At 39.7% G+C, this 21,905-nt stretch carries 24 protein-coding genes; 21 read left to right on the forward strand and 3 right to left on the reverse strand.

Annotated elements, in window-relative coordinates:
• Window positions 1-72: 72 nt before the first annotated feature.
• Window positions 73-678 carry a DUF4254 domain-containing protein gene (locus ABGT15_RS09670; protein ID WP_367231218.1) on the forward strand — a complete coding sequence of 202 codons (606 nt, stop codon included), beginning with the start codon at window positions 73-75 and terminating at the stop codon, window positions 676-678.
• A gap of 11 nt (window positions 679-689) precedes the next feature.
• Window positions 690-1,727, forward strand: a complete 1,038-nt coding sequence (locus ABGT15_RS09675; protein WP_367231219.1) for a glycosyltransferase family 9 protein — start codon at window positions 690-692, stop codon at window positions 1,725-1,727.
• Window positions 1,728-1,746: 19 nt separating this feature from the next.
• Here the strand turns inward: ABGT15_RS09675 and ABGT15_RS09680 are convergent, their stop codons facing one another.
• Window positions 1,747-2,799 (reverse strand): 2Fe-2S iron-sulfur cluster-binding protein, encoded by a 1,053-nt coding sequence (locus ABGT15_RS09680; RefSeq protein WP_367231220.1) that lies wholly within the window; start codon window positions 2,797-2,799, stop codon window positions 1,747-1,749.
• A 127-nt stretch (window positions 2,800-2,926) separates the two neighbouring features.
• Between ABGT15_RS09680 and ABGT15_RS09685 the strand changes: the two genes are divergently transcribed.
• The 19 genes from ABGT15_RS09685 (at window position 2,927) to ABGT15_RS09775 (ending at window position 20,186) form a co-directional block, all read left to right on the forward strand.
• Window positions 2,927-3,262 carry a PadR family transcriptional regulator gene (locus ABGT15_RS09685; RefSeq protein WP_367231221.1) on the forward strand — a complete coding sequence of 112 codons (336 nt, stop codon included), beginning with the start codon at window positions 2,927-2,929 and terminating at the stop codon, window positions 3,260-3,262.
• A gap of 23 nt (window positions 3,263-3,285) precedes the next feature.
• Complete coding sequence (locus ABGT15_RS09690) at window positions 3,286-3,933, forward strand: hypothetical protein (protein WP_367231223.1); 648 nt, start codon at window positions 3,286-3,288, stop codon at window positions 3,931-3,933.
• A gap of 1 nt (window position 3,934) precedes the next feature.
• Complete coding sequence (locus tag ABGT15_RS09695) at window positions 3,935-4,621, forward strand: hypothetical protein (RefSeq protein ID WP_367231224.1); 687 nt, start codon at window positions 3,935-3,937, stop codon at window positions 4,619-4,621.
• 128 nt (window positions 4,622-4,749) lie between these two features.
• Window positions 4,750-7,419, forward strand: coding sequence for a tetratricopeptide repeat protein (locus ABGT15_RS09700; protein WP_367231225.1), 2,670 nt, complete (start codon window positions 4,750-4,752; stop codon window positions 7,417-7,419).
• Window positions 7,420-7,425: 6 nt separating this feature from the next.
• Window positions 7,426-7,824 (forward strand): bactofilin family protein, encoded by a 399-nt coding sequence (locus tag ABGT15_RS09705; protein ID WP_367231226.1) that lies wholly within the window; start codon window positions 7,426-7,428, stop codon window positions 7,822-7,824.
• Window positions 7,796-8,023 carry an AtpZ/AtpI family protein gene (locus ABGT15_RS09710; protein WP_437125365.1) on the forward strand — a complete coding sequence of 76 codons (228 nt, stop codon included), beginning with the start codon at window positions 7,796-7,798 and terminating at the stop codon, window positions 8,021-8,023. Before ABGT15_RS09705 ends, ABGT15_RS09710 begins: the two co-directional genes overlap by 29 nt.
• Window positions 8,024-8,028: 5 nt before the next feature.
• Entirely contained in the window at window positions 8,029-8,430 is a 402-nt protein-coding gene (locus ABGT15_RS09715) for a hypothetical protein (RefSeq protein ID WP_367231228.1), read from the forward strand.
• Between the two features lie 108 nt (window positions 8,431-8,538).
• Window positions 8,539-9,702, forward strand: coding sequence for a F0F1 ATP synthase subunit A (atpB, locus tag ABGT15_RS09720; RefSeq protein WP_367231229.1), 1,164 nt, complete (start codon window positions 8,539-8,541; stop codon window positions 9,700-9,702).
• Between the two features lie 42 nt (window positions 9,703-9,744).
• Window positions 9,745-9,942 (forward strand): ATP synthase F0 subunit C, encoded by a 198-nt coding sequence (gene atpE, locus ABGT15_RS09725; RefSeq protein WP_008465835.1) that lies wholly within the window; start codon window positions 9,745-9,747, stop codon window positions 9,940-9,942.
• 84 nt (window positions 9,943-10,026) lie between these two features.
• Window positions 10,027-10,527, forward strand: coding sequence for a F0F1 ATP synthase subunit B (locus tag ABGT15_RS09730; protein WP_367231230.1), 501 nt, complete (start codon window positions 10,027-10,029; stop codon window positions 10,525-10,527).
• A 6-nt stretch (window positions 10,528-10,533) separates the two neighbouring features.
• Window positions 10,534-11,061, forward strand: coding sequence for an ATP synthase F1 subunit delta (gene atpH / locus ABGT15_RS09735; protein ID WP_367231231.1), 528 nt, complete (start codon window positions 10,534-10,536; stop codon window positions 11,059-11,061).
• Between the two features lie 39 nt (window positions 11,062-11,100).
• A complete protein-coding gene (atpA, locus tag ABGT15_RS09740) occupies window positions 11,101-12,675 on the forward strand; it encodes a F0F1 ATP synthase subunit alpha (RefSeq protein WP_367231232.1) in 1,575 nt (524 codons plus the stop codon).
• Window positions 12,676-12,747: 72 nt separating this feature from the next.
• Window positions 12,748-13,608, forward strand: a complete 861-nt coding sequence (gene atpG, locus ABGT15_RS09745) for an ATP synthase F1 subunit gamma (protein WP_367231233.1) — start codon at window positions 12,748-12,750, stop codon at window positions 13,606-13,608.
• Window positions 13,609-13,766: 158 nt separating this feature from the next.
• Window positions 13,767-15,239: a lipopolysaccharide biosynthesis protein gene (locus tag ABGT15_RS09750; RefSeq protein WP_367231234.1), complete on the forward strand. Its 1,473-nt coding sequence runs from the start codon at window positions 13,767-13,769 to the stop codon at window positions 15,237-15,239.
• A 34-nt stretch (window positions 15,240-15,273) separates the two neighbouring features.
• Complete coding sequence (gene dut, locus ABGT15_RS09755) at window positions 15,274-15,708, forward strand: dUTP diphosphatase (protein WP_367231236.1); 435 nt, start codon at window positions 15,274-15,276, stop codon at window positions 15,706-15,708.
• Between the two features lie 79 nt (window positions 15,709-15,787).
• Window positions 15,788-16,798 carry a sugar phosphate nucleotidyltransferase gene (locus ABGT15_RS09760; RefSeq protein ID WP_367231237.1) on the forward strand — a complete coding sequence of 337 codons (1,011 nt, stop codon included), beginning with the start codon at window positions 15,788-15,790 and terminating at the stop codon, window positions 16,796-16,798.
• Between the two features lie 5 nt (window positions 16,799-16,803).
• Window positions 16,804-18,153, forward strand: coding sequence for a tetratricopeptide repeat protein (locus ABGT15_RS09765; protein ID WP_367231238.1), 1,350 nt, complete (start codon window positions 16,804-16,806; stop codon window positions 18,151-18,153).
• A complete protein-coding gene (locus tag ABGT15_RS09770) occupies window positions 18,153-18,920 on the forward strand; it encodes a DUF4292 domain-containing protein (protein ID WP_367231239.1) in 768 nt (255 codons plus the stop codon). Before ABGT15_RS09765 ends, ABGT15_RS09770 begins: the two co-directional genes overlap by 1 nt.
• An 18-nt stretch (window positions 18,921-18,938) precedes the next feature.
• Entirely contained in the window at window positions 18,939-20,186 is a 1,248-nt protein-coding gene (locus ABGT15_RS09775) for a murein hydrolase activator EnvC family protein (RefSeq protein ID WP_367231240.1), read from the forward strand.
• Window positions 20,187-20,241: 55 nt separating this feature from the next.
• Here ABGT15_RS09775 and ABGT15_RS09780 read toward each other — a convergent pair whose 3' ends face one another.
• Both ABGT15_RS09780 and ABGT15_RS09785 read right to left on the reverse strand, forming a co-directional pair.
• A complete protein-coding gene (locus tag ABGT15_RS09780) occupies window positions 20,242-20,757 on the reverse strand; it encodes an acyl-CoA thioesterase (protein WP_367231241.1) in 516 nt (171 codons plus the stop codon).
• Between the two features lie 70 nt (window positions 20,758-20,827).
• Window positions 20,828-21,766, reverse strand: coding sequence for an SPOR domain-containing protein (locus tag ABGT15_RS09785; protein WP_367231242.1), 939 nt, complete (start codon window positions 21,764-21,766; stop codon window positions 20,828-20,830).
• Window positions 21,767-21,905 lie beyond the last annotated feature (139 nt).

Genomic DNA, 21,905 nt, shown 5'->3' on the forward strand with positions numbered 1-21,905 from the left:
AACTCACATAATTTCGATAGCGTACTCCCAGGTGGAAAAAATTATGTAGGTTTGTAAATAAAATCAAGAGCTATGTTTGCTGAATTTGCCTTTCCAATTTTTGAACAAAGTATCAAAGAATATCACATTATAGATGATGTGTACCAGCCGGTAAAAAACCCTTTTGAAAAAGGTTCTATAGAATATTTATTGTTTGCCAAAAACTGGGTAGACACGGTACAATGGCATTACGAAGATATCGTGCGCGATCCGAATATCGACCCGGTAGCCGCATTGGATTTGAAACGTAAAATCGATGCTTCCAATCAGGTGCGTACCGATATGGTAGAATTCATTGATAGTTATTTTCTTCAGAAATACCAAGATGTTCAGGTAAAACCGAATGCGAAAATCAACACCGAAAGTCCGGCATGGGCGATTGATCGTCTGTCGATTTTAGCTCTGAAAATTTACCACATGCATGAAGAAGCCAACCGCGTGGAAGCGACTCCGGAGCATCGTGCAAAATGTCAGGAAAAATTAAACGTATTGTTGGACCAGAAAAATGACATGTTTACGTCGATCAGTGAATTGTTGACTGACATCGCCAATGGCGACAAGTACATGAAAGTGTACAAGCAAATGAAAATGTACAACGACGAGGAACTGAACCCGGTGTTGTATCAGAATAAAAAATAGTCTTCTTTTTGATGGCTAAACCAAAGCATATTGCAGTAATAAGGCTCTCTGCCATGGGTGATGTCGCAATGACGGTTCCCGTGTTGAGAGCCTTAGTTTTGCAGCACCCGGAAGTACGGCTTACCGTGGTTTCCCGCCCTTTTTTCAAACCTTTTTTTGGCACGATTCCCAATGTGAATTTTTTTGAGGCAGATGTAAAAAAACGGCACAAAGGTTTTATCGGGTTATTGCGTTTGTATTCCGATTTGCGAAAACTGGGTATAGATGCCGTAGCGGATTTGCACAACGTGTTGCGTTCGAAAGTGGTTCGCAATTTATTCGCCTTGAGCGGAAAAAAAGTTGCGGCCACCGACAAAGGCAGAGCGGATAAAAAAGCCCTAACTCGTGCTGAAAACAAAATCTTCCAGCCGGTGAAACCAATGTTCGAAAGGCATATGAATACATTTGCCGCGTTAGGATTTCCAATCGATTTGTCGCATCCGGTTTTTCCCAAACAAGCGGTTTTATCGGATGATATTCTGAAAATAACCGGTGCCAAAAAAGGCAATTGGATTGGCATTGCTCCTTTTGCACAATACGAGAGTAAAGTGTATCCTCTGGATTTATTGCAGAAAGCGGTAGATGCACTCGCTTCGGATGAAAAAGCAACCTTGTTTCTGTTCGGAGGCGGACAGCAGGAAATTGAAAAGCTGAACAAACTTAAACAAAACCATCAAAATGTTATTGTTGTTGCCGGAAAATTGAAATTAAAAGCAGAACTCGATTTAATCTCTAATCTTGATCTTATGCTGAGTATGGATTCGGGGAATGCACATATCGCCGCAATGCTTGGGATAAAAGTTATCACGCTGTGGGGTGCGACCCATCCATTCGCGGGATTTAAACCGTTCAATCAGCCGATGGAGTATTGTTTAACTGCAGACAGGGGTAAATATCCTTTGTTACCCACTTCGGTTTATGGCAACAAAACAGTTCCCGGTTATGAAGAGGCTATGCGGAGCATCTTACCGGAAACAGTTGTCAATACAATAAAAAAGGAGCTTCAGTAAAGCTCCTTTTTTGGTTTTTCTAGACATCGTCATAATCCACGGCAATTTCTGCGGAAGTCGGATGCGCCTGACAGGTCAAAATCAACCCTTGGGCAATTTCTTTATCGGTTAGGATGGAATTTTTCTTCATTTCTGCGGAACCTTTGGTAACACGAGCAATACAACTGCTGCAAATGCCTCCCTGACAGGAATACGGTGCATCAATGCCTTGTTTTAAAGCGGCTTCCAAAACGGTTTGCTTCTGAGCCATTTCGAACTCGAATTCTTCATCGTCTACCATTACGGTAATCTTCGTATGACCGCCCAGCGTGTTCTCGGCTTTGGTTTCGTTAGGAGTAGTGGAGAACAACTCAAACTTGATGTCTTTTTCCGGAACGTTGTGTTCTTTCAGTACATTGCTTACGGTTGAAATCATTTCTTCGGGGCCGCACAGGTAAAATTTATCGAAATCTTTTTCGGCGTGTTTGTTGTTCAGCACGAAATTTACAATGGACTTATCAATTCTTCCGAAATGCGACTCCGCCGTATTGGTTTGAGAAAATACGTAATGTACAAAAAGACGCCCTACATATTTCAGTTGTAAATCGTGTAAGTGCTTGTGGAAAATAGTTTCTTCCGGCGATTTGTTTCCGTAAATCAATACGAAAGTACTTTTCGGTTCGTTTTCCAACACACTGTGCAGGATCGACATTACCGGGGTGATCCCGCTGCCGGCTGTAAAGGCCGCATAGTTTTTCTGGTTGTCCGATTTGGGTTCGAAGGTGAAACGCCCTTCCGGAGTACCGACATCCATTTTGTCACCCACGTTCATTTTTTCGTTAGCATAAGTGGAAACCACTCCGTTTTTTACGGCTTTGATGGCAACGCGCAATTCATGAATGTTAGGGGAAGAACTAATGGAATAGGCACGGCGGATTTCTTTACCGTCGATGATAAATTTCAAATTCAGGTATTGTCCCGCAATGAAAGCGTAGTCTGATTTTAAGTGTTCCGGAACCTCAAAAACCACCGAAATGGCATGGGGTGTTTCGCGGGTAATTTCTTTTATGGTTAAACTGTGAAAAGCTGACATAGTAGTTTAATTTGTTTGTACAAAAATAGACAATCTGCGTTTTGTACACCTGATAAAAATCATAAAAAAGATACCTAAGATTTTTATGTATAAGAAACTTATGTATATTTGTGGCAAATCCGAAGAGATGAAAAATTCGCAATTGTATAAAGGAAGCCTGAATACGATCATTATGAAACTGTTGGAAGAAAACGGCAGAATGTATGGTTATGAAATCACCCAAAAAGTAAAAGACACCACGCAAGGGGAGCTTTCCATCACTGAAGGTGCTTTGTATCCGGCCTTGCACAAACTGGAAGCGGAAGGTTTCCTCGAAGTGGAAGTGGAACGCGTGGACAACCGCCTGCGTAAATATTACAAACTCACCGAAAACGGTCAGAAGGAAACCGTTAACCGTTTGGCAGAACTGGAGGAGTTTATCCGCAACATGCAAACGTTGGTGAATCCTAAATTGAGTTATTAAGATGGAATTAATATAAATTAAAGATGATGCAGTTATCCAAAGACGAAATCCAATTCATAGACAACTACTTGCAAAAAGCAGAAGTAGTGTATTTCGATATCCGCAGTGAAATGGTTGATCACATCGCTTCAGCCGTAGAAGTGAAAATGGAAAATGAGAATCTGGATTTTTACAATGCGTTTAAGGCTTATATGGCAATTAATAAAAAAGAGGTTCTTAAAAATAATAAGAACCTCACAAGATTTTCATTGGTTTCTGTTGTGCCGTCATTCCAGGAAATAAAATTGTTTTTGAAGTTTATGTCAAGTTCTGTAATGATATTAGTTTTGACGGCACTTCTGTTATTGGCTTATTGCTTTAGATTATCATCATATTTTGATTCTTTCATAGAAAACTCACCCTACTATTTTATTATTACAATCTTGGTTATTGCGGTTGCCCAGTTTTTTATTACACATCTGATGTTGAAAAAAAGATTTTATTATTTAGAAAAATCAAGCCAGATTCTTACGATATTATATTGGTTACGGTTGGTTGTTTTTCCTGATATAAAAGCAACAGCGTCCAATCAGGTGCTTGTTTTCATTTTTGTATTCTTAATGTTGGGATATGTTATTTATACAGTAAGACAAGTCAGAATGTTTTACAAACTTAAATTGTATCAGCAATAGCATGAAAATCACTGCCGAACAAACCGAACAGCTTTACCAATTCACCCGTCAGCACTACGTGGAATACTACGATTTACAAACGGAACTCGTCGATCATTTGGCCAACGGAATTGAAAATCAGTGGAGGAAAAATCCAAAATTGACATTCGAAGAAGCGCTACAGCAAGAATTTAAAAAGTTTGGTGTTTTTGGTTTTATGACTGTGGTGGAAGAGCGGCAACAAGCAATGTACAAGCGGTACAATCGTATTGTCTGGATCCATTTCAAGGCGTTTTTTACACTGCCGAAAATTGCAATTACCGTGTTGTCGGTTTTGCTTTTGAAATTGGTTTTGAAGCGCATCCTTTTTGCAGATGAATTGGTCTTGACCTTATTTATCGGGCTGCTCCTCTTCTTTTTCATCGGACTGATAATTGCCAAGCGGAAGAGTAATCGGAAACTCAAAATGTCAGGTAAAAAATGGATGCTGGAGGAGGTAATCTACACTTTTGGTTCGATGGCGGGATTTACCTATTTGCCGCTTCAAATTTTTCTGAGAATCTGGGAACATTCTGAGCATCCGGTTATGATTTGGGTCATCAGCATCATTATAGTAATCATGGCGGTGCTGGAATATGTGCTTTTGGTGGCGATTCCCAAAAAATCAGAAGTTTATCTGGGGCAAACCTATCCGGAAAAGTACATATAGCTATGGTTTCGCGCCTTTCATCCGAATTTTCATCTGAAATTTTCCGACATATCAAAAAGAAACGTATTTTTACCAGTTGATATACTAAATCAGCACTTTCAGCAGTTAAAAGATAAAACGTTTTTGCTTTGAAAAACAACATTTTAAAATATACGCTTATTATCGGATTCTTAACAGTATTAGTGGCTTGTTCCACGAAAAGGAATTCGTTTGTCAATCGGAAATTCCACTCCAAAACAGCTAAATACAATATCCTGTATAACGGAGGAGTGGCCTTTGATAAAGGAGTGGAAGATTTAAAAGTAACATATAAAGACAACTTTTGGGAAATTCTTCCGGTAGAGCGTATGCAGAGTAAGGAAGAGAATATTTTGCCAGGTCAGCAGAATAAGAACCCTAATTTCGAGCGAGCAGAAACCAAAGCCGCAAAAGCGATCCAGAAGCACGCCATGTATATTGAAGGCAGCGAGAAAAATCCGCAAATGGATGAGGCACATTTATTATTAGGCAAGGCCCGTTATTATGATAATCGTTTTCTTCCGGCCTTGGAAGCTTTTAATTACATCCTTTATAAATATCCTACCAGCGACAAGATTTTCGAGGCTAAGGTTTGGCGTGAAAAAACAAATATTCGTTTGGAAAATGATCAGCAGGCCATCAAGAATCTTAAAAAACTAATCAGTGATAAAAAACTTAAAGGGCAGGTTCAGGCCGATGCAAACGCCATCTTAGCGCAGGCCTATCTGAATGTCGGGGTAAAAGACACGGCCATTGCCAGACTGAAAATTGCACGCGAGATTACAGAGCACAAAGAAGAAAAAGCAAGATACCGTTTCATCTTAGGACAGCTTTACGAGAGTTTGGGATATAAAGACAGCGCTTACTCGGCTTTCCAGGAAGTAATCGACATGAAGCGAAAATCGCCAAGACGTTACGTAATTTGGGCACATGCCAAGCAGGCAGGGCAATTCGATTACAAAAACGGTGATACCCTTGCCTTTATGGAAAAATACAACGATTTATTGAAAGACCGCGAAAACCGTCCATATCTGGATGTAATCAACCATCAGGTGGGTCTTTTTTACGACAAACAGGGATTGCCTCAGCATGCAAAAAAATATTACAACAAATCCCTACGATCGCTTTCTCAGGATAATTATCTTATGGCGTCCAATCATCGCAATCTGGCCGAAATCCATTTTGACGAAGCCCGTTATGTAACGGCAGGCAAGTATTATGACAGTACCATGTTACGTCTGGACAATAAATCCCGTGAATATTTTGCCGTTAAAAAGAAACGTGAGAATTTGTCTGATGTTATCCGTTATGAAGGAATTGTCCATGCTAACGACAGTATTTTGAAAGTCGTGGCCATGAGTGATAACGACAAGAGAAACTTTTACGAAGCGTATATTGCCAAACGTAAAATAGACGATGAGAAAAAGGCCTTAGAAGCAGCGAAAAGACAACAGGAACAACAGCAACAACAGCAGGAACAAGGATCAGGTGATCTGGATATTAAGCCGGGTGTTGTTAATGCACCATCGGAAGTAAAAGGTGGGAAGACAAATCCTAACAGCGGTTTACCACCCGGTATGGAACCTTCGGGGATGCCTTCTTCGCAAAGTAATTTCTATTTCTATAATCCTTCCACGGTCGCTTTTGGAAAGAATGAATTCCGAAAAAAATGGGGGAACCGAACACTCAAAGAGAATTGGCGTTGGGCATCCTCAGGAGAATCTAAAGACGACAACAAGCCCGATGATGATGCTAATGATACGCTAGCCGATGTGGTAAAAGCCGATGAAAATCCGAAAGAGGTTGTTGCCAAACCGGAGTACTCAGCGGAGTATTATTTGAAGCAATTGCCAACCGATCAAAAAGTTTTGGACAGTTTGGCAAGAGAGCGAAACTTCGCGTATTTTCAGTTAGGGTCTATCTATAAGGAAAAATTCCGCGAATATGAATTGGCTGCTTCCCGACTGGAAAAATTATTGGTGAGCCAGCCGGAAGAACGTTTGGTATTGCCGGCAAAATACAACCTGTATAAAATTTACGAAATTATCAATTCTGATAAGGCGGCGGCTATGAAACAGGAAATCATTTCCGGATATCCGAACAGTCATTATGCACAGATTCTAGCCAATCCGAATTCGGAAATTGCTAAAAATCAGGAAGCACCGGATGTGGTTTTTGCCCAATTGTATAAAGAATACGAAAGCGGAAATTACCACCAGACCCTTCAGCAGGTAGAATTGATGACGGAGCGTTTTGCCGGTGATGAGATCATCGTTAAATTCGAAATGTTGCGTGCCAATCTTCTCGGAAGACTTAAAGGGGTGGAAGAATACAAGAGAGCACTGACAGCAGTTGCGTACAATTATCCTAATCTGGAGGAAGGAAAACGGGCCGATGCCATTGTGAAAAATGACATTCCTAAATTGGAAGCCCTTACGTTTAACGCAGCGCCACCGGTGAGCTGGAAAATTATTTATCCGATTCCGTATCCGAACGATAAAGATGCCAAAGTGAAAGTGCTGAAGGATAAGCTGCAGAAATATATTAAGGACAGAAACAGCGTAAGCATTACCCTTTCGGAAGATGTGTATATGATGAACCAGAGTTTTATGGTGATTCACGGTTTCAGCAACAAGGAAGGCGCACAGTCTACCATTTCGGTACTTAAAGAATTCAGGGATTATAAAATTAAAGACGCTGTTTTTGTAATTTCCAATGAGGATTATAAAGTAGTACAGATTAAAAAGAATCTTGAACAATATCTGGGAACTTTAAACTAAATCAGGATGTTTGACAAACCTCAAAAACCCTATACCGATTTGTTGGGTAAAACCAATCGGATTGTGGAAGGAACGGTACTTCACGGCGATATTGTTTCTCAGGCGGATTTTCGTCTGGACGGTCAACTGACCGGGAATTTTACCTCAAAAGGAAGATTGGTGATTGGACCAAGCGGAAGCATCATTGGTGATGTAAATTGTAAAACGGCCGATATTGAAGGCAAATTCAATGGAAAAATTGAGGTGTCCGATTTGTTAAGCGTTCGCAGTAAAGCCAGTATTAAAGGAGAAGCAATAATCGGTAAATTGTCTGTAGAACCCGGAGCCGATTTCAGTGCTTCCTGTACCATGCGCAATACCGTTAAAAACATCAATGATGGACAATCCGGAGAAAAAACAGCCTAACAATAAGTGGATGGCCTTGATTAATATCCCGTTTCAAATGGGTATTGTCATTTTTGCCTTTGCCTGGCTTGGGGGCTGGCTGGATGACAAGTATCCCAATAAAAATGATCTGTATGTAAAGATCATGACCCTGGTTGGTGTTTTTGTAGCACTCTACAATGTGATCCGTCAGGTAAACGACTTAAATAAAAAGCAATAACTATTTTGAAAGATTTCAAGCACTATTTTTTAATTCTATTCGCATCCTTCCTTCTTGCCGGCATTAATTTTATACTTCTGAAAAGCCTTTTTCCGGCTTTGAATCAAGGGGATTTTCATTTTTCACTGCCTAACCTTTATGTGATTTTCTGTGTGGCTTCCTTAGTTATATTGTTTATTCAGAATAAAGTAAAGAAGAAAAATCCGGAGCAAATAGGGTATGTTTTTTTAATATTGACCTCTCTTAAGATGGCGGTTTCATATGCGATGGTATATCCGTTGCTAAAAGAGAAGGATTTTAATGCAGTATTGGAGAAAAACAATTTTTTTATCGTATTTATTATTTTTTTAGCAATGGATGTTGTTATGACTTCAACATTGTTAAAGGATGTTGGTAAAAAGGACTAAAATTCACAAATACACTAAAAAAAGCAAATTACCCCCTTGAAATATTAATTTTAAATGTACCTTTGCACCAAATTTTAGACCGTAAAAAATTAAGATATTTAATAAGGTATGGTGATTACAAAACAACCTGTAAGATTACTATTAGCTGCTTTTGTAGGATTACTTTCCGTAGTAGCTATGGCTAACCCTACAACAGATTCTACTCAAGTAAAAGTGGATACTGCTCATGTGGCTGTGGAAGCGGCTCATGCGGAAGCGGGTCACGAAGTTAAAGCATTGACTCCTGAAGAGGAAAAGAAAGAAAAAGTTACGGCGTTTATTGAGCACCACCTTCAGGATTCTCATGATTTTACTTTTTTCTCTGATGAGAAAGAAGGGAAGCACTACGGTTTTTCTTTGCCGGTTATTTTATTGGATAACGGTTTAAAAGTTTTCTCTTCATCAAAATTTAACCATGGTGAGGCAGTTGCAGAAGTAGACGGAAGTTTTTACAAATTATACCACGGTAAAATCTACAAAACAGATGCTGCTGGGACCATTACGTACGACGAACACCATCATCCAACTAATGCAAAACCGCTTGATTTTTCCATTACGAAAAACGTGTTTTCCTTGTTGATTGTTTCGATCATGTTGTTGTTCATGTTCACGAGCTTGGCAAAATCATACAAAAAAGGACCAATCCCGACAGGTTTCGGAAGAATTTTAGAACCGCTTATTATCTTCATTCGTGATGAGGTAGCGATTCCGAACATTGGTGAGAAAAAATACAGAAAATTCATGGGGTACCTGTTGACAGTGTTCTTCTTAATTTGGTTGTTAAACCTTTTAGGGATGACGCCACTGGGTATCAACGTAACCGGAAATATTGCAGTGACTGTTTGTTTGGCAATCTTCACGTATGTTATTACGCAATTTAGTGCGAACAAGGATTATTGGGGACACATCTTCTGGATGCCGGGTGTGCCGGTTCCGATGAAAATCATCTTAGCGCCGATTGAAGTTTTGGGAACATTGACAAAGCCATTTGCTTTATTAATTCGTTTATTTGCAAACATCACGGCAGGTCACGTAGTGATTATGAGTTTGATTGCTATGATTTTCGTTGGAAAGAATTTAGCATCAGACATGCCAATTTCAATAGGATTAACATTGTTTATCTCGGTTATTGAGTTGTTGGTAGCGTTTTTGCAGGCGTTCATTTTCACGATGTTGTCTTCGTTGTTTATCGGAATGGCGGTACAGGATCATCATCACGATGACCACCATTAATTAATTGTTTAATTTAGAAGTTTAATTTTTATATATATACTTATGGGAACTATTCCAACTTTAGTAGGTGCAGGTTTAGTAGTAATCGGTGCTGGTTTAGGTTTAGGTAAAATCGGTGGTTCGGCTATGGACGCTATTGCTCGTCAGCCAGAAGCTGCTGGAAAAATCCAAACTGCGATGATTATCATCGCGGCTTTATTAGAAGGTTTAGCATTTGCTGCTTTAATCTTAGGAAAATAATAAAGGCAATAAACAATACCTGTAACGGTTGGTTGCAGGTGTTGTTTTTAAAGTAAAAAATTAAATCATTTTATATTCATTATAATGGAGAAGTTAATTAACGATTTTTCATTCGGTCTATTTTTTTGGCAGGCAATTATCTTGTTGATATTGATTGTTTTATTGGTGAAATTTGCATGGAAACCAATCATGGAATCAATCACGGCAAGAGAAGAAGGAATCAGAGATGCGATTGCGTCGGCTGAAACGGCTAAAAAAGAAATGATGAACCTTAAAGCTGATAATCAAAGATTGTTAGATGAGGCTCGTGCAGAGAGAGACACGATGTTGAAAGAAGCTCGTGAAATCAAAGAAAAGATGATTGCTGATGCGAAATCAGAAGCACAAATTCAAGGTGCTAAGATGATCGAGCAGGCGAAAGCATCTATCGAAAGCGAGAAAAATGCAGCTATGGCTGAATTGAAAACTCAGGTTTCGGGTCTTTCTTTGGAAATCGCTGAGAAATTATTAAAAGGTGAACTTTCTAACAAAGAGTCTCAAACGGTTTTGGTTGAGAAAATGTTAGAGGAAGTAAAATTAAATTAATCGTATATGTCAAGAGCAGCGATTAGATACGCAAAAGCAATTTTAGATATTGCCAACTCGAACGGAAAGGCGTCGAATGTAAACGATGACATGAAGTCTATCGCCACATCCATCGCGGATAGCGCAGAGTTGAAAGATTTTTTAGCGAACCCAACGGTTAAGGGTGACGTTAAAATTTCGGCTTTATCGGAAATTTTTGCTTCCGCACAAAACGAAACGAAAGGTTTGTTCCAGTTGTTGTTGGAAAACAAAAGATTTGAGATTTTACCGGCGGTAGCCTCTCAGTACAATTTGTTGTTCGACGAGATGAGCGGTATTCAGGTGGCGAAAGTTACGACTGCATTCCCGATCACTCCGGAATTGGAAGCTAAAGTATTGGCGAAAATCAAAGAATTTTCTAATAAGACAGTTACCATTCAAAACATTGTTGACGAATCCATCATTGGAGGGTTTGTGTTGCGAATTGGCGATAAACAATACAATGCTTCGGTTGCAAGCCGATTACAAACATTAAGAAGAGAACTTTTAAATTAGTATTTACCACACTGAAAAGTGTTTAAATTATAAAACAGAATGGCAGAGATTAAAGCTGCTGAAATTTCAGCAATATTAAAGAAACAATTATCTGGTTTTGAATCAGGTGCTACCTTGGAAGAAGTGGGAACAGTTCTTCAGGTGGGTGACGGTATCGCTCGTGTTTACGGTTTGTCTAATGCACAATACGGTGAGTTAGTTCAATTCGAAAACGGGTTGGAGGCTATTGTATTGAACCTTGAGGAGGACAATGTGGGTGTGGTACTTTTAGGGCCATCAACAGGAATCAAAGAAGGTTCAACTGTAAAGAGAACGCAGCGTATCGCTTCTTTAAAAGTTGGTGAACAAATGGTTGGTCGTGTAGTGGATACGTTAGGTTTCCCTATTGACGGTAAAGGCCCAATCGGTGGTGATCTTTACGAAATGCCATTAGAAAGAAAAGCGCCGGGAGTTATCTTCCGTCAGCCGGTAACAGAGCCGTTACAAACGGGTATCAAATCGGTAGATGCCATGATTCCGGTAGGACGTGGTCAGCGTGAGCTTGTAATTGGTGACCGTCAGACTGGTAAAACAACAGTTTGTATTGACACCATCTTAAATCAGAAAGAATTCTACGATGCTGGTAAACCAGTATTCTGTATCTATGTTGCGGTAGGGCAAAAAGCGTCTACAGTAGCAGGTATTGCAAAAACGTTGGAAGAAAAAGGAGCAATGGCGTATACCGTTATCGTTGCTGCTAATGCTTCCGATCCGGCTCCAATGCAGGTGTATGCTCCAATGGCAGGTGCTGCTATCGGAGAGTACTTCCGTGATACAGGTCGTCCGGCTTTAATTGTTTATGATGATTTATCAAAACAAGCGGTAGCTTACCGTGAGGTGTCTTTGTTGTTAAGAAGACCACCGGGTCGTGAGGCGTACCCTGGAGACGTTTTCTACCTACACTCCCGTTTATTAGAGCGTGCTGCTAAAGTTATTGCAGATGACAGCATTGCTAAAAATATGAATGATTTACCAGAATCGTTAAAGCCAATCGTTAAAGGTGGTGGTTCGTTAACAGCGTTACCAATCATCGAAACTCAGGCGGGTGACGTTTCTGCCTATATCCCAACCAACGTAATTTCGATTACAGACGGTCAGATCTTCTTGGAGTCAGATTTATTCAACTCAGGGGTTCGTCCGGCGATCAACGTGGGTATCTCTGTATCTCGTGTAGGAGGTAATGCACAGATCAAATCGATGAAGAAAGTATCCGGTACGTTAAAATTAGACCAGGCACAATTCCGTGAGTTAGAGGCATTTGCTAAATTCGGTTCGGATTTGGATGCGGCTACGATGAACGTAATCGAAAAAGGTAAGCGTAACGTGGAAATCTTGAAGCAAGCGGTAAATACACCGTTTACGGTTGAAGATCAGGTGGCGATTATCTACGCTGGGACTAAAAACTTATTAAGAAATGTTCCAGTGAACAAAGTAAAAGAATTCGAGAAAGACTACTTAGAGTTCTTAAACGCAAAACACAGAGATATATTAGATGCTTTAAAAGCGGGTAAATTCGACGATAACATCACCGATGTTTTAGAGAAAGTAGCTAAAGAAGTTTCTGCAAAATATTAATATGAGTGAAAAGTGATTAGTAATTAGTGTACAGCTAATTACTAATTACTAGTTACTAATTACTAGAAAAAAATGGCAAACTTAAAGGAAATACGTAACAGGATTAGTTCCGTTTCATCTACGATGCAGATTACTTCGGCGATGAAAATGGTTTCTGCAGCAAAGTTGAAAAAAGCACAGGATGCGATTACAGCAATGCGTCCTTATGCCGAAAAATTAACCGAGTTAATTCAAAACCTGAGTGCTTCTTTAGAGGGTGATTTCGCAGGAAAGTATACACAGCAGCGCGAGGTGAAAAAGGTTTTAGTAGTTGCTATTACTTCTAACCGTGGTCTTTGTGGTGCTTTTAATGCGAATGTTCTGAAGCAGGTACGTGCGTTGTCGGAAATCTATGGTCAGGACAATGTTGGTATTTTTGCGATTGGTAAAAAAGCAAACGATGCGTTGCACAAAACCAATTATGTAATTGCTAACCGTAGCGATATTTACGACGATTTAACATTTGATAATGCAGCACACATTGCAGAATCGTTAACGCATTTGTTCGTAGATGGAGAGTACGACAAAATTGAATTGGTGTACAACCAGTTTAAAAATGCAGCGACTCAAGTCGTGGTTACGGAGCAGTTCCTACCATTAGCACCTCTCGAAAGTAAAGAAGTTGCAGCCTCTTCGGATTATATCTTTGAACCTTCAAAAGAGGAAATCGTGTTAACCTTGATTCCTAAATCATTAAAAACACAATTGTACAAAGCGATTCGTGATTCCTTCGCTTCCGAGCACGGAGCACGTATGACGGCAATGCACAAAGCAACCGATAATGCTACCGATTTAAGAAACCAGTTGAAACTTACGTACAACAAAGCGCGTCAGGCTGCCATTACAGGAGAGATCTTGGAAATTGTAGGAGGAGCGGAAGCGTTGAACAATTAGAAAAATTTGTCAAAATCTTTCAGATTGAAAAACAGCGCAGCGTTGAACAACTAAGATTTTCAATACAATACCATAAAAGAGCTGAACATTTGTTTAGCTCTTTTTTTATGCTTCTTTTTTTAAGTACATTTGTTTATCATTAGTCAAAATCCAATCCGTTGAGTTTATACAAAAACCTTTTCAAACAAACTGTTATTTACGGAATTGCTACGGTGCTTCCGCGCATGTTAAGTTTTTTACTTGTCCGTTTGCATACGGATCTGATGCCTACGACGGCCTATGGCGATGTAACGATTGTACTATCGCTGATGGTTTTCTTTAATGTTATTCTGTCTTACGGTATGGAAACCTCGTTTTTCAGATTCTATAACAAAGAAGAGGATAAGAACAAAGTTATCGAAACCACTACGATTTCTATTTTCACGACATCCATGGTTTTTTTAGCCCTTGCGCTGTTGTTTCGAAATACGTTGGCGAATTGGGCAAATGTTGAAACACAATATGTAACCTATGCTATTTGGATTTTGGTTTTGGATGCCTTAAGCATCATTCCTTTTTCAAAACTCCGTGCCTTTCAAAGACCTGTAAAATACGCCGTGATTAAAATCGGTAATGTTCTTATCAATTTAGGATTAAATGTATTTTTGTTGTACTTCTTGCCTAAAATAGCACAATCAAACCCTGAAAGTTTTTGGAGTGGTTTCTATCTTGATGATTTTCAGGTAGGATATATTTTCATTGCCAACCTGATTGCCAGTTTGGTAACCCTTTTAGCATTTCTCCCGGATTATTTTTCGCTGAAATGGCGCTTCGATTTTGCACTTTGGAAACAGCTGCTACAGTACGGTTGGCCGATTCTTTTCGCAGGTTTGGCTTTTGGTATCAATGAACATTTTGATAAAATACTATTGGGGAACTTATTGCCGGAGAGCATTGCCAAAGCCGAAGTAGGAGCTTATGCGGCCTGTTATAAAATCGGATTGTTTATGGTATTGTTTCGACAGGCTTATACGCTGGGAATTGAACCTTTTTTCTTCAGTCATGCCGGTAATGAAAATGCGCCACAGACGTATGCAACTATTACTAAATATTTTGTAATCTTCGGTTCTTTGATTTTGTTGGGCGTGGTTGTGTTCTCCGATGTGCTGAAAGTAATCCTGATTGGAAACAGCGAGTATTGGGAAGCCATGAAAGTAGTTCCGTTAATTATTTTGGCGAATTTCTTTTTGGGTATTTACACCAGTCTTTCCGTTTGGTACAAATTGATCGATAAAACGAAAGTTGGCGCTTATATTTCAGTTGTAGGGGCGATTATTACGTTAGCCCTGAACTATTTACTGATACCGGAATTCAGTTATATGGGTTCGGCCATTGCTACTTTGGCTGCCTATGGCTCTATGATGTTTATTTCATATTATCTGGGCAACAAGTACTATCCGATTCCGTACGATAAAAAAAGAATTTTTGGTTATTTAGGACTTTCAACCGTTTTGGCGGGACTTTCTTTTTACGTAGATGTTTTTCGTGAAAACTATATTTTCGGCATTGCGGCTATTCTTGCTTTCAGTTATTTCATCTACTATAACGAAAAAGAAACTTTACTGCGCATTCTTAAGCGAAAAACCGCTTAAATTTTTTATTTTTAGACTTTATTAAATTATCACAATGATCATTAAAATCATCAATAAATCGGAACATCCGTTGCCAAGTTATGAAACCCATGCTTCTGCCGGGATGGATTTACGTGCCAATATTACCGAGCCAATTACATTACAACCTTTAGAAAGAGCGTTAGTGAAGACCGGACTTTTCATCGAATTGCCGATCGGTTACGAAGCGCAGGTGCGTCCGAGAAGCGGTCTGGCGTTTAAAAAAGGCATTACCGTTTTAAATTCACCGGGTACTGTGGACGCTGATTACCGTGGCGAAATAGGTGTGATTTTGGTAAATTTATCCAATGAGACTTTCGTTGTAGAAAATGGCGAGCGCATTGCCCAATTAATCATTGCGAAGCACGAAAGAGCCGAATGGCAGGAAACGTTTGAACTTTCCGAAACCTCACGAGGAGAAGGCGGATTCGGAAGTACCGGAGTGAAATAGATTTATTGAATAATGTAAAGATTGAATGATTGCTTTACTTTGTTAATCATTTATTTTTTTAATCTTTTAAGACAAAAGCATGAAAATAATAGTACCCATGGCCGGACGCGGATCCCGTTTGCGTCCACACACCTTAACCATACCGAAGCCTTTAATCCCCATTGCCGGAAAGCCAATTGTGCACCGTTTGGTAGAGGATATTGCCGGTGTTATTGATCAGAAAATAGACGAAATTGCTTTTATCATTCACGAAAGTTTTGGGAAACCTGTAGAAAAAGACTTAGTTGCTATCGCTGAAAAATTAGGATCCAAAGGAACCATTTATTACCAGAACGAAGCCTTGGGAACAGCACACGCGATTATGTGTGCCAAAGAAAGTATGAGTGGTCCGATAGTAGTGGCGTATGCCGACACACTATTCCGTGCTGATTTTACGTTAGATACTACAGCCGACAGTGTAATCTGGGTAAAACAAGTGGAAGATCCCAGCGCTTTCGGTGTGGTACAACTAAATGAGAACAATCAGATTGTAGATTTCGTGGAAAAACCTACAGCATTCGTATCGGATTTAGCCATTATCGGAATTTATTATTTTAAAAGCGGTGAAACCCTTCGAGCCGAGTTGCAATATTTATTAGATAATAATGTAGTGAAAGGAGGCGAGTACCAACTAACGGACGGTCTGGAAAACATGAAGCAGAAAGGCCTGAAATTTGTGCCTGGAAAAGTAGACGAATGGATGGACTGTGGTAACAAAGACGTTACCGTGGAGACCAACACCAGAATGCTGAATTTTCTTGAAAAAGACGGCGTGGCTTTGGTTTCAGGTACTGTTCGTATTGAAAACTCAACCATCATTCCACCTTGTTTTATCGGGGATGATGTTGTTTTAATCAATTCCGTAGTTGGTCCGAATGTATCGTTAGGCAAGGCAACGCACCTGACCAATACGAAGATTAAAAACAGTTTGGTACAAACGCATGCCCACATCAAAAACGCCAATCTGGATAACGCCATGATTGGGAATCACGCTTCGTTTAACGGAGAGTTCAAAAGTGTCAGTATTGGAGATTATTCTGTTTTAGATTAGTAAAAATGAACAGCAAGCGTATCATAGCATTTTTAATACTTGGATTTCTGATGTTGCCGATGAACGTTGGCGCGCAGGACAATCCGGATGATATTGCTATGAAAAGTGACGCCTTTGAAAATCATTTTTATGAATCGCTGAAACAGAAGGCTATCGAAAACTACGATAAAGCTATTGCAGCAATGCACGAATGTATTCAGTTACAGCCCAACAACCCGGCACTTTATAATGAACTTGGGAAAAACTTCCTTTCTTTAAAGCGGTATCCGGAAGCGGAAAATGCCTTTAAAAAGGCCATCGACATGAATCCGAAAGAGCGTTGGTACTGGAACGGTTTGTATGATGTGTATTATGAAACCAAAGATTACAACAGTTCCATCAGTGTGGTGCAGAAGTTAATCGAGTTCGACAAGAAATTTCAGGACGATTTGGTTTCCCTGTATATGTATACCCAACAATACGATAAGGCCTTGTTTTTAATTGAGGAAATGGAGCGTACCGTTGGAATCAGTTCTACCTTGGAGTTGTATAAACTGCAGATTACCAACGACCGACGGTATAAAAATCCGCAGAAGGAACAATTGGAAGAAGCCATTCGCAAAAATCCCAAAGACGAGCAAAATTACATCCAGCTGATTTATATTTATTCGGAAAGCAATCAGGAAGAAAAAGCCATGGAAGTGGCCCAAAAACTTGAAGCTGCCATTCCGGATTCCGATTGGGCTCAGGTCACTCTATTTAAGTTTCATCTGAACAACCGTGATGGAGCCAAGGCGGCACAATCGATGTTCAAAGCCTTGAAAAGCAGAAAGATTGATAATAAAATCAAACATCGAATTTTAAACGAATTCCTGATTTTTGTCAACAATACCAATACTTTTTACAACGAACTCAATACCGCTACCGACTATTTCAGCGACAGTGAAGAGGTAAATGTAAATAAAGAGGTGGGGATTTTCTTTCTGAACAAGAAAAAGACCGATGTGGCCATTACCTATCTCCTTAAGAGCCTTAAGATGTATAAAGATGATGTTTCCACAGTGGAAATTTTGTTGCAGGCCTATACTGATAAAGGACAGTTCGATCTTGTAGGCAAAAAGGCATTGGAATATATAGAATTGTTTCCGACACAAGCGCGGTTGTACTATTTTGCCGGACTGGCCAACAACCAACAAAAAAATTTCGGGGATGCGGTTACGTTTTTAAAATCAGGTATAGATTTTGTAGTGGATGATCTGGAGTTGGAAATTAATTTCAATGTGCAGTTGGGAGAGGCCTACAATGGGTTAGGTGATAAAAAAAACAAAGACCTTTATTTCACAAAAGCGGAGCAGCTGCTTAAATCAAAAAAATAATGCAAAAAATACTGATCGTCTTCGGACTTTTTTTACTGATTTCCTGTAAATCTAAGCAGGCTGTTGTTTCGGGTACACCGGTTGCGAATGAAGCATCGTCATCGGCTGTAATCATGGGGCATTACGCCAACAAAAAGGATTTTAAAACTGCCAATTTTAAGGCCAGTGCACGTTATGAAGACGAGAAACAATCGCAAAATGTAACGGCAGAAGTACGTATTAAAAAAGACGAAAAGATTCTTATAATTGTCCGTTTCTTTGGGATTACCATGGCCAAGGCCTTAATCACGCCGGAGGAAGTGAGCTACTACGAAAAAATAAACGGAAAATATTTTCAGGGTAATTATAAATTACTGAGCGATTGGTTAGGTACTGATCTGGATTTTGATAAAGTACAAAACCTACTTTTGGGACAAGCCCTTGATGATTTGACCAAAGGAAAATATGTGGAAAGTATTCAAAGCGGACTGCATGTTCTGAAAAGTTCCGAAACGGAAAGTACTGAGAAAATATTCATGTTTGAAGGGGCCAACTTTTTGCTAAAAAAAGAAGTCGTTGCCCAAAAAGATGAGGAGCGTTCGGTAGAAGTCAGTTACCCGTCCCACAAAGAATCGCCTAAAGGAATTTATCCTTCCGAAATTTTTATTGAAGCCTTTCAAAAGGAAAAAGTAAACATAAAAATTAATTATAACAACGTAACCTTCAACGAGGATTTGTCGTTTACATACGATGTACCGGAAGGCTACGAACAAATATTTATTGATTAAATGCCAAAATTTGTAACAATGCGCAGACTCCTTTTTACCCTATTTTTCTTTTGTATAACCGCAGCAACCTGGGCACAACCCGGTGATGAAAAGCAACGTCAATTAGAAGAACGAAAAGCCCAGCTTCAGAAAGAAATGCAGGAAATGCAGCGTTTGTTGCAAATGGAAAAGAAGAAGGAAAAAAACATCCTTGGGCAGATTGCACAACAGAGCGCTAAAATCCGGTTGAGTGAAAAATTGATCAACACAACTTCGAAGCAGAAGCGATTGCTTTCGGATGATATTTATTTAAAACAATTGGAAATCAATAAGTTGAATCGCGAATTAAAAGAGTTGAAAGATGATTATTCCAAAATGATTGTTAAATCGTATAAAAGCCGATCGGAGCAAAGCCGTATCATGTTTGTGCTTTCTTCGGAAAATTTTCTACAGGCTTACAAGCGAATGCAATACATGAAGCAATATGCCGGTTTCCGAAAAATGCAGGGTGATGAGATCAAAATAAAAACCGGACAATTGGAAGTGGCTACCAACAAATTGGAAGTCAAGAAGAAAGCCAAGGAAAAAGTCTTGGTGGAGAGTGAAAAAGAGAAAAAAGAATTTGAAAAAGATCGTGCTGAACAGCAGCGTTTAGCAAAAATTGTACAGAAGGACAAGAGAAAATATACAGCCGAAATTAAAAAGATGCAGGCTGAAACAAGAAAAATTGACGCGCAAATCCAGCGAATGATTCGGGAAGCAATTGCAGCAGCAAATAAAAAAGCGAAAGAGTCCGGGAAATCGGTTGTGAAATCAGATTCAGGTTCTTCCACTAAATTCGTATTAACGACAGAAGGCCAATTGTTGGCAGATAACTTCAAAGCGAATCGCGGACGTTTGCCATGGCCAGTGGAGAAAGGATATGTGTATTCGGCATTCGGTACTCACGCGCACCCGGCTTATCCCGATTTGACCATTACGAATTCCGGGGTGGAAATCGCTACCGAAGCGGGCTCCAGCGCAAGGGCAATTTTCACAGGAACCGTTATGAGTGTTCAGATAATGCAGAAAAGCAGCAACACCAAAGTGGTTATGATTCAGCATGGAGATTATATTACAGTATATCAAAATTTAAGTAATGTTTCCGTGTCCATTGGTGATAAAGTTGCCGCAAAACAAGTAATCGGAAAAATCCATGTGAGTTCAGAGGGGAAAGCCACGATGAAACTTTTAATTTATCAAAACACGACGATTCTCAACCCACAGAGTTGGATTAATAATATGTAATAAAAAAAGCCGTTCAAATTCCGAACGGCTTTTTTTAATTTTTGTTTTTTCTAAATTATTCTCCGGCAAATAACGCTTTCAATTCTGTTGCGTCAGAAGGTTTCATTTTTCCAGCCAATATCAAACTCAATTGTTTTCTTCTTAAAGCGGCATCAAAACGATTTTTTTCTTCGTCGGTTTGTGGGATTACCGGGGGAACTGGAACTGGGTTTCCGGTGTCGTCTACGGCCACAAAGGTGTAAATCGCGGTCCCGGCACTGTTTTTTATGCCCGATTCCCTATCTTCCGTCCAAACATCAATTACAATTTCCATCGAACTGGTGAAGGTGCGTGACACTTTCGATTCAATCGTTACCACAGCTCCAAGGGGAATGGCACGGTTAAACGCCACATGATTTACGGAAGCCGTTACACAAATTCTTCGGGAATGCCTCCTTGCGGTAATGCTGGCTGCACGGTCAATTCGCGCTAACAGCTCGCCACCAAATAGATTGTTCAAAGGATTGGTTTCTCCCGGCAACACTAAGTCAGTCAGTGTGGTAAGGGAATCAGATGGGGATTTCTCTTGCATTGTGATTGTTTTTTGCAAAGTTAGCAATAAAGAAATAAAAAAATCCTCAAAAATTGAGGATTTCGTAATTTTATAATTCTTTGATCAGTACCCATGCTTCTTTGTTGTGTGCTTTCTGAATTTCTTTCATTTGGTTTTGCGCTTCGGTATAACTCGAAAAACTACCGTATAAAACCGGATACAGACCAAACTGATTCTTTTCCAAACGGATAGGTTCATAGCCCAAGGCTTTCAGTTCTTGGAATATTTTGTTGGCATTCGCCTCATTCTGAAAAGAACCGGCTACCACATGGTACGGTTTTCTGCTGTTTTCTTTTAAATTCAAAGTAACTGCCGGAAGTGGATTTTCAATAAAAAAAGTAGCTTCCTGGATTTTGTGCTGTACTTTTTCCTGTACGGCTTTTTCTGCCATCAGGGTGTCATTAGTCAATTGTTGGTTGTATTGGTAGTTGTAAGCTGCACCGCCACACCCTAACATCACCGCAAAAACTGCTGCGTATTTAAGATAGGAATAATTTTTCTTTCTTTCCGGAGTAAAAACGATGGGTGCTTTTTCTTCCAGTTCTGCAATCTGTGCTTTTAAGACCTCGCGTTTAACGGACGGGAAAGCCACGGCGCTTAAACCAAAAGCATCCGCCAAATAATTTACAGAAGTTACCGGCTCAAAAACCCAGTTCCATTCCGAATTTACCGTCATGGTTCCGATGTCTTTTAACGCTACAGTTTCTCTGCGTTGCAAACTTTCAATCCACAACAGGACCTCCTGCTGAATGGCCGTAACCGCTTCATCGTAGGAGATTTTTTCCTGTAAAGCAACATGATTCGCGAGTAAACCGTCATTGTTTTTCAGATGCGGGTTAAACGAAACCACTTTTTTAGGCGGAAAAAAGGTAGTACTGTTTGCATCCAGCTGTGCCGAACGGATTTCCGTCAGAAACGCACCAAAACCGGGCACAGTAACGCACTGATAGCGATAGAGTAAAGCAGAAATGTATTTTTCAATCTTCATAGATACAAATTTAATTATTCAAGGTGCGCAACCAAAAATTATCAACAAATTTTATTAACAATTTTATTTTTTGGACTAAGATTTTGGGAGCGAATGGGTTAGGTTTTTTGGGAATCCATTTTCCCGCTTTCCGTTGCAA

It is taken from the genome of Flavobacterium enshiense (assembly GCF_040750275.1).
GTDB classification, from domain to species: domain Bacteria; phylum Bacteroidota; class Bacteroidia; order Flavobacteriales; family Flavobacteriaceae; genus Flavobacterium; species Flavobacterium enshiense_B.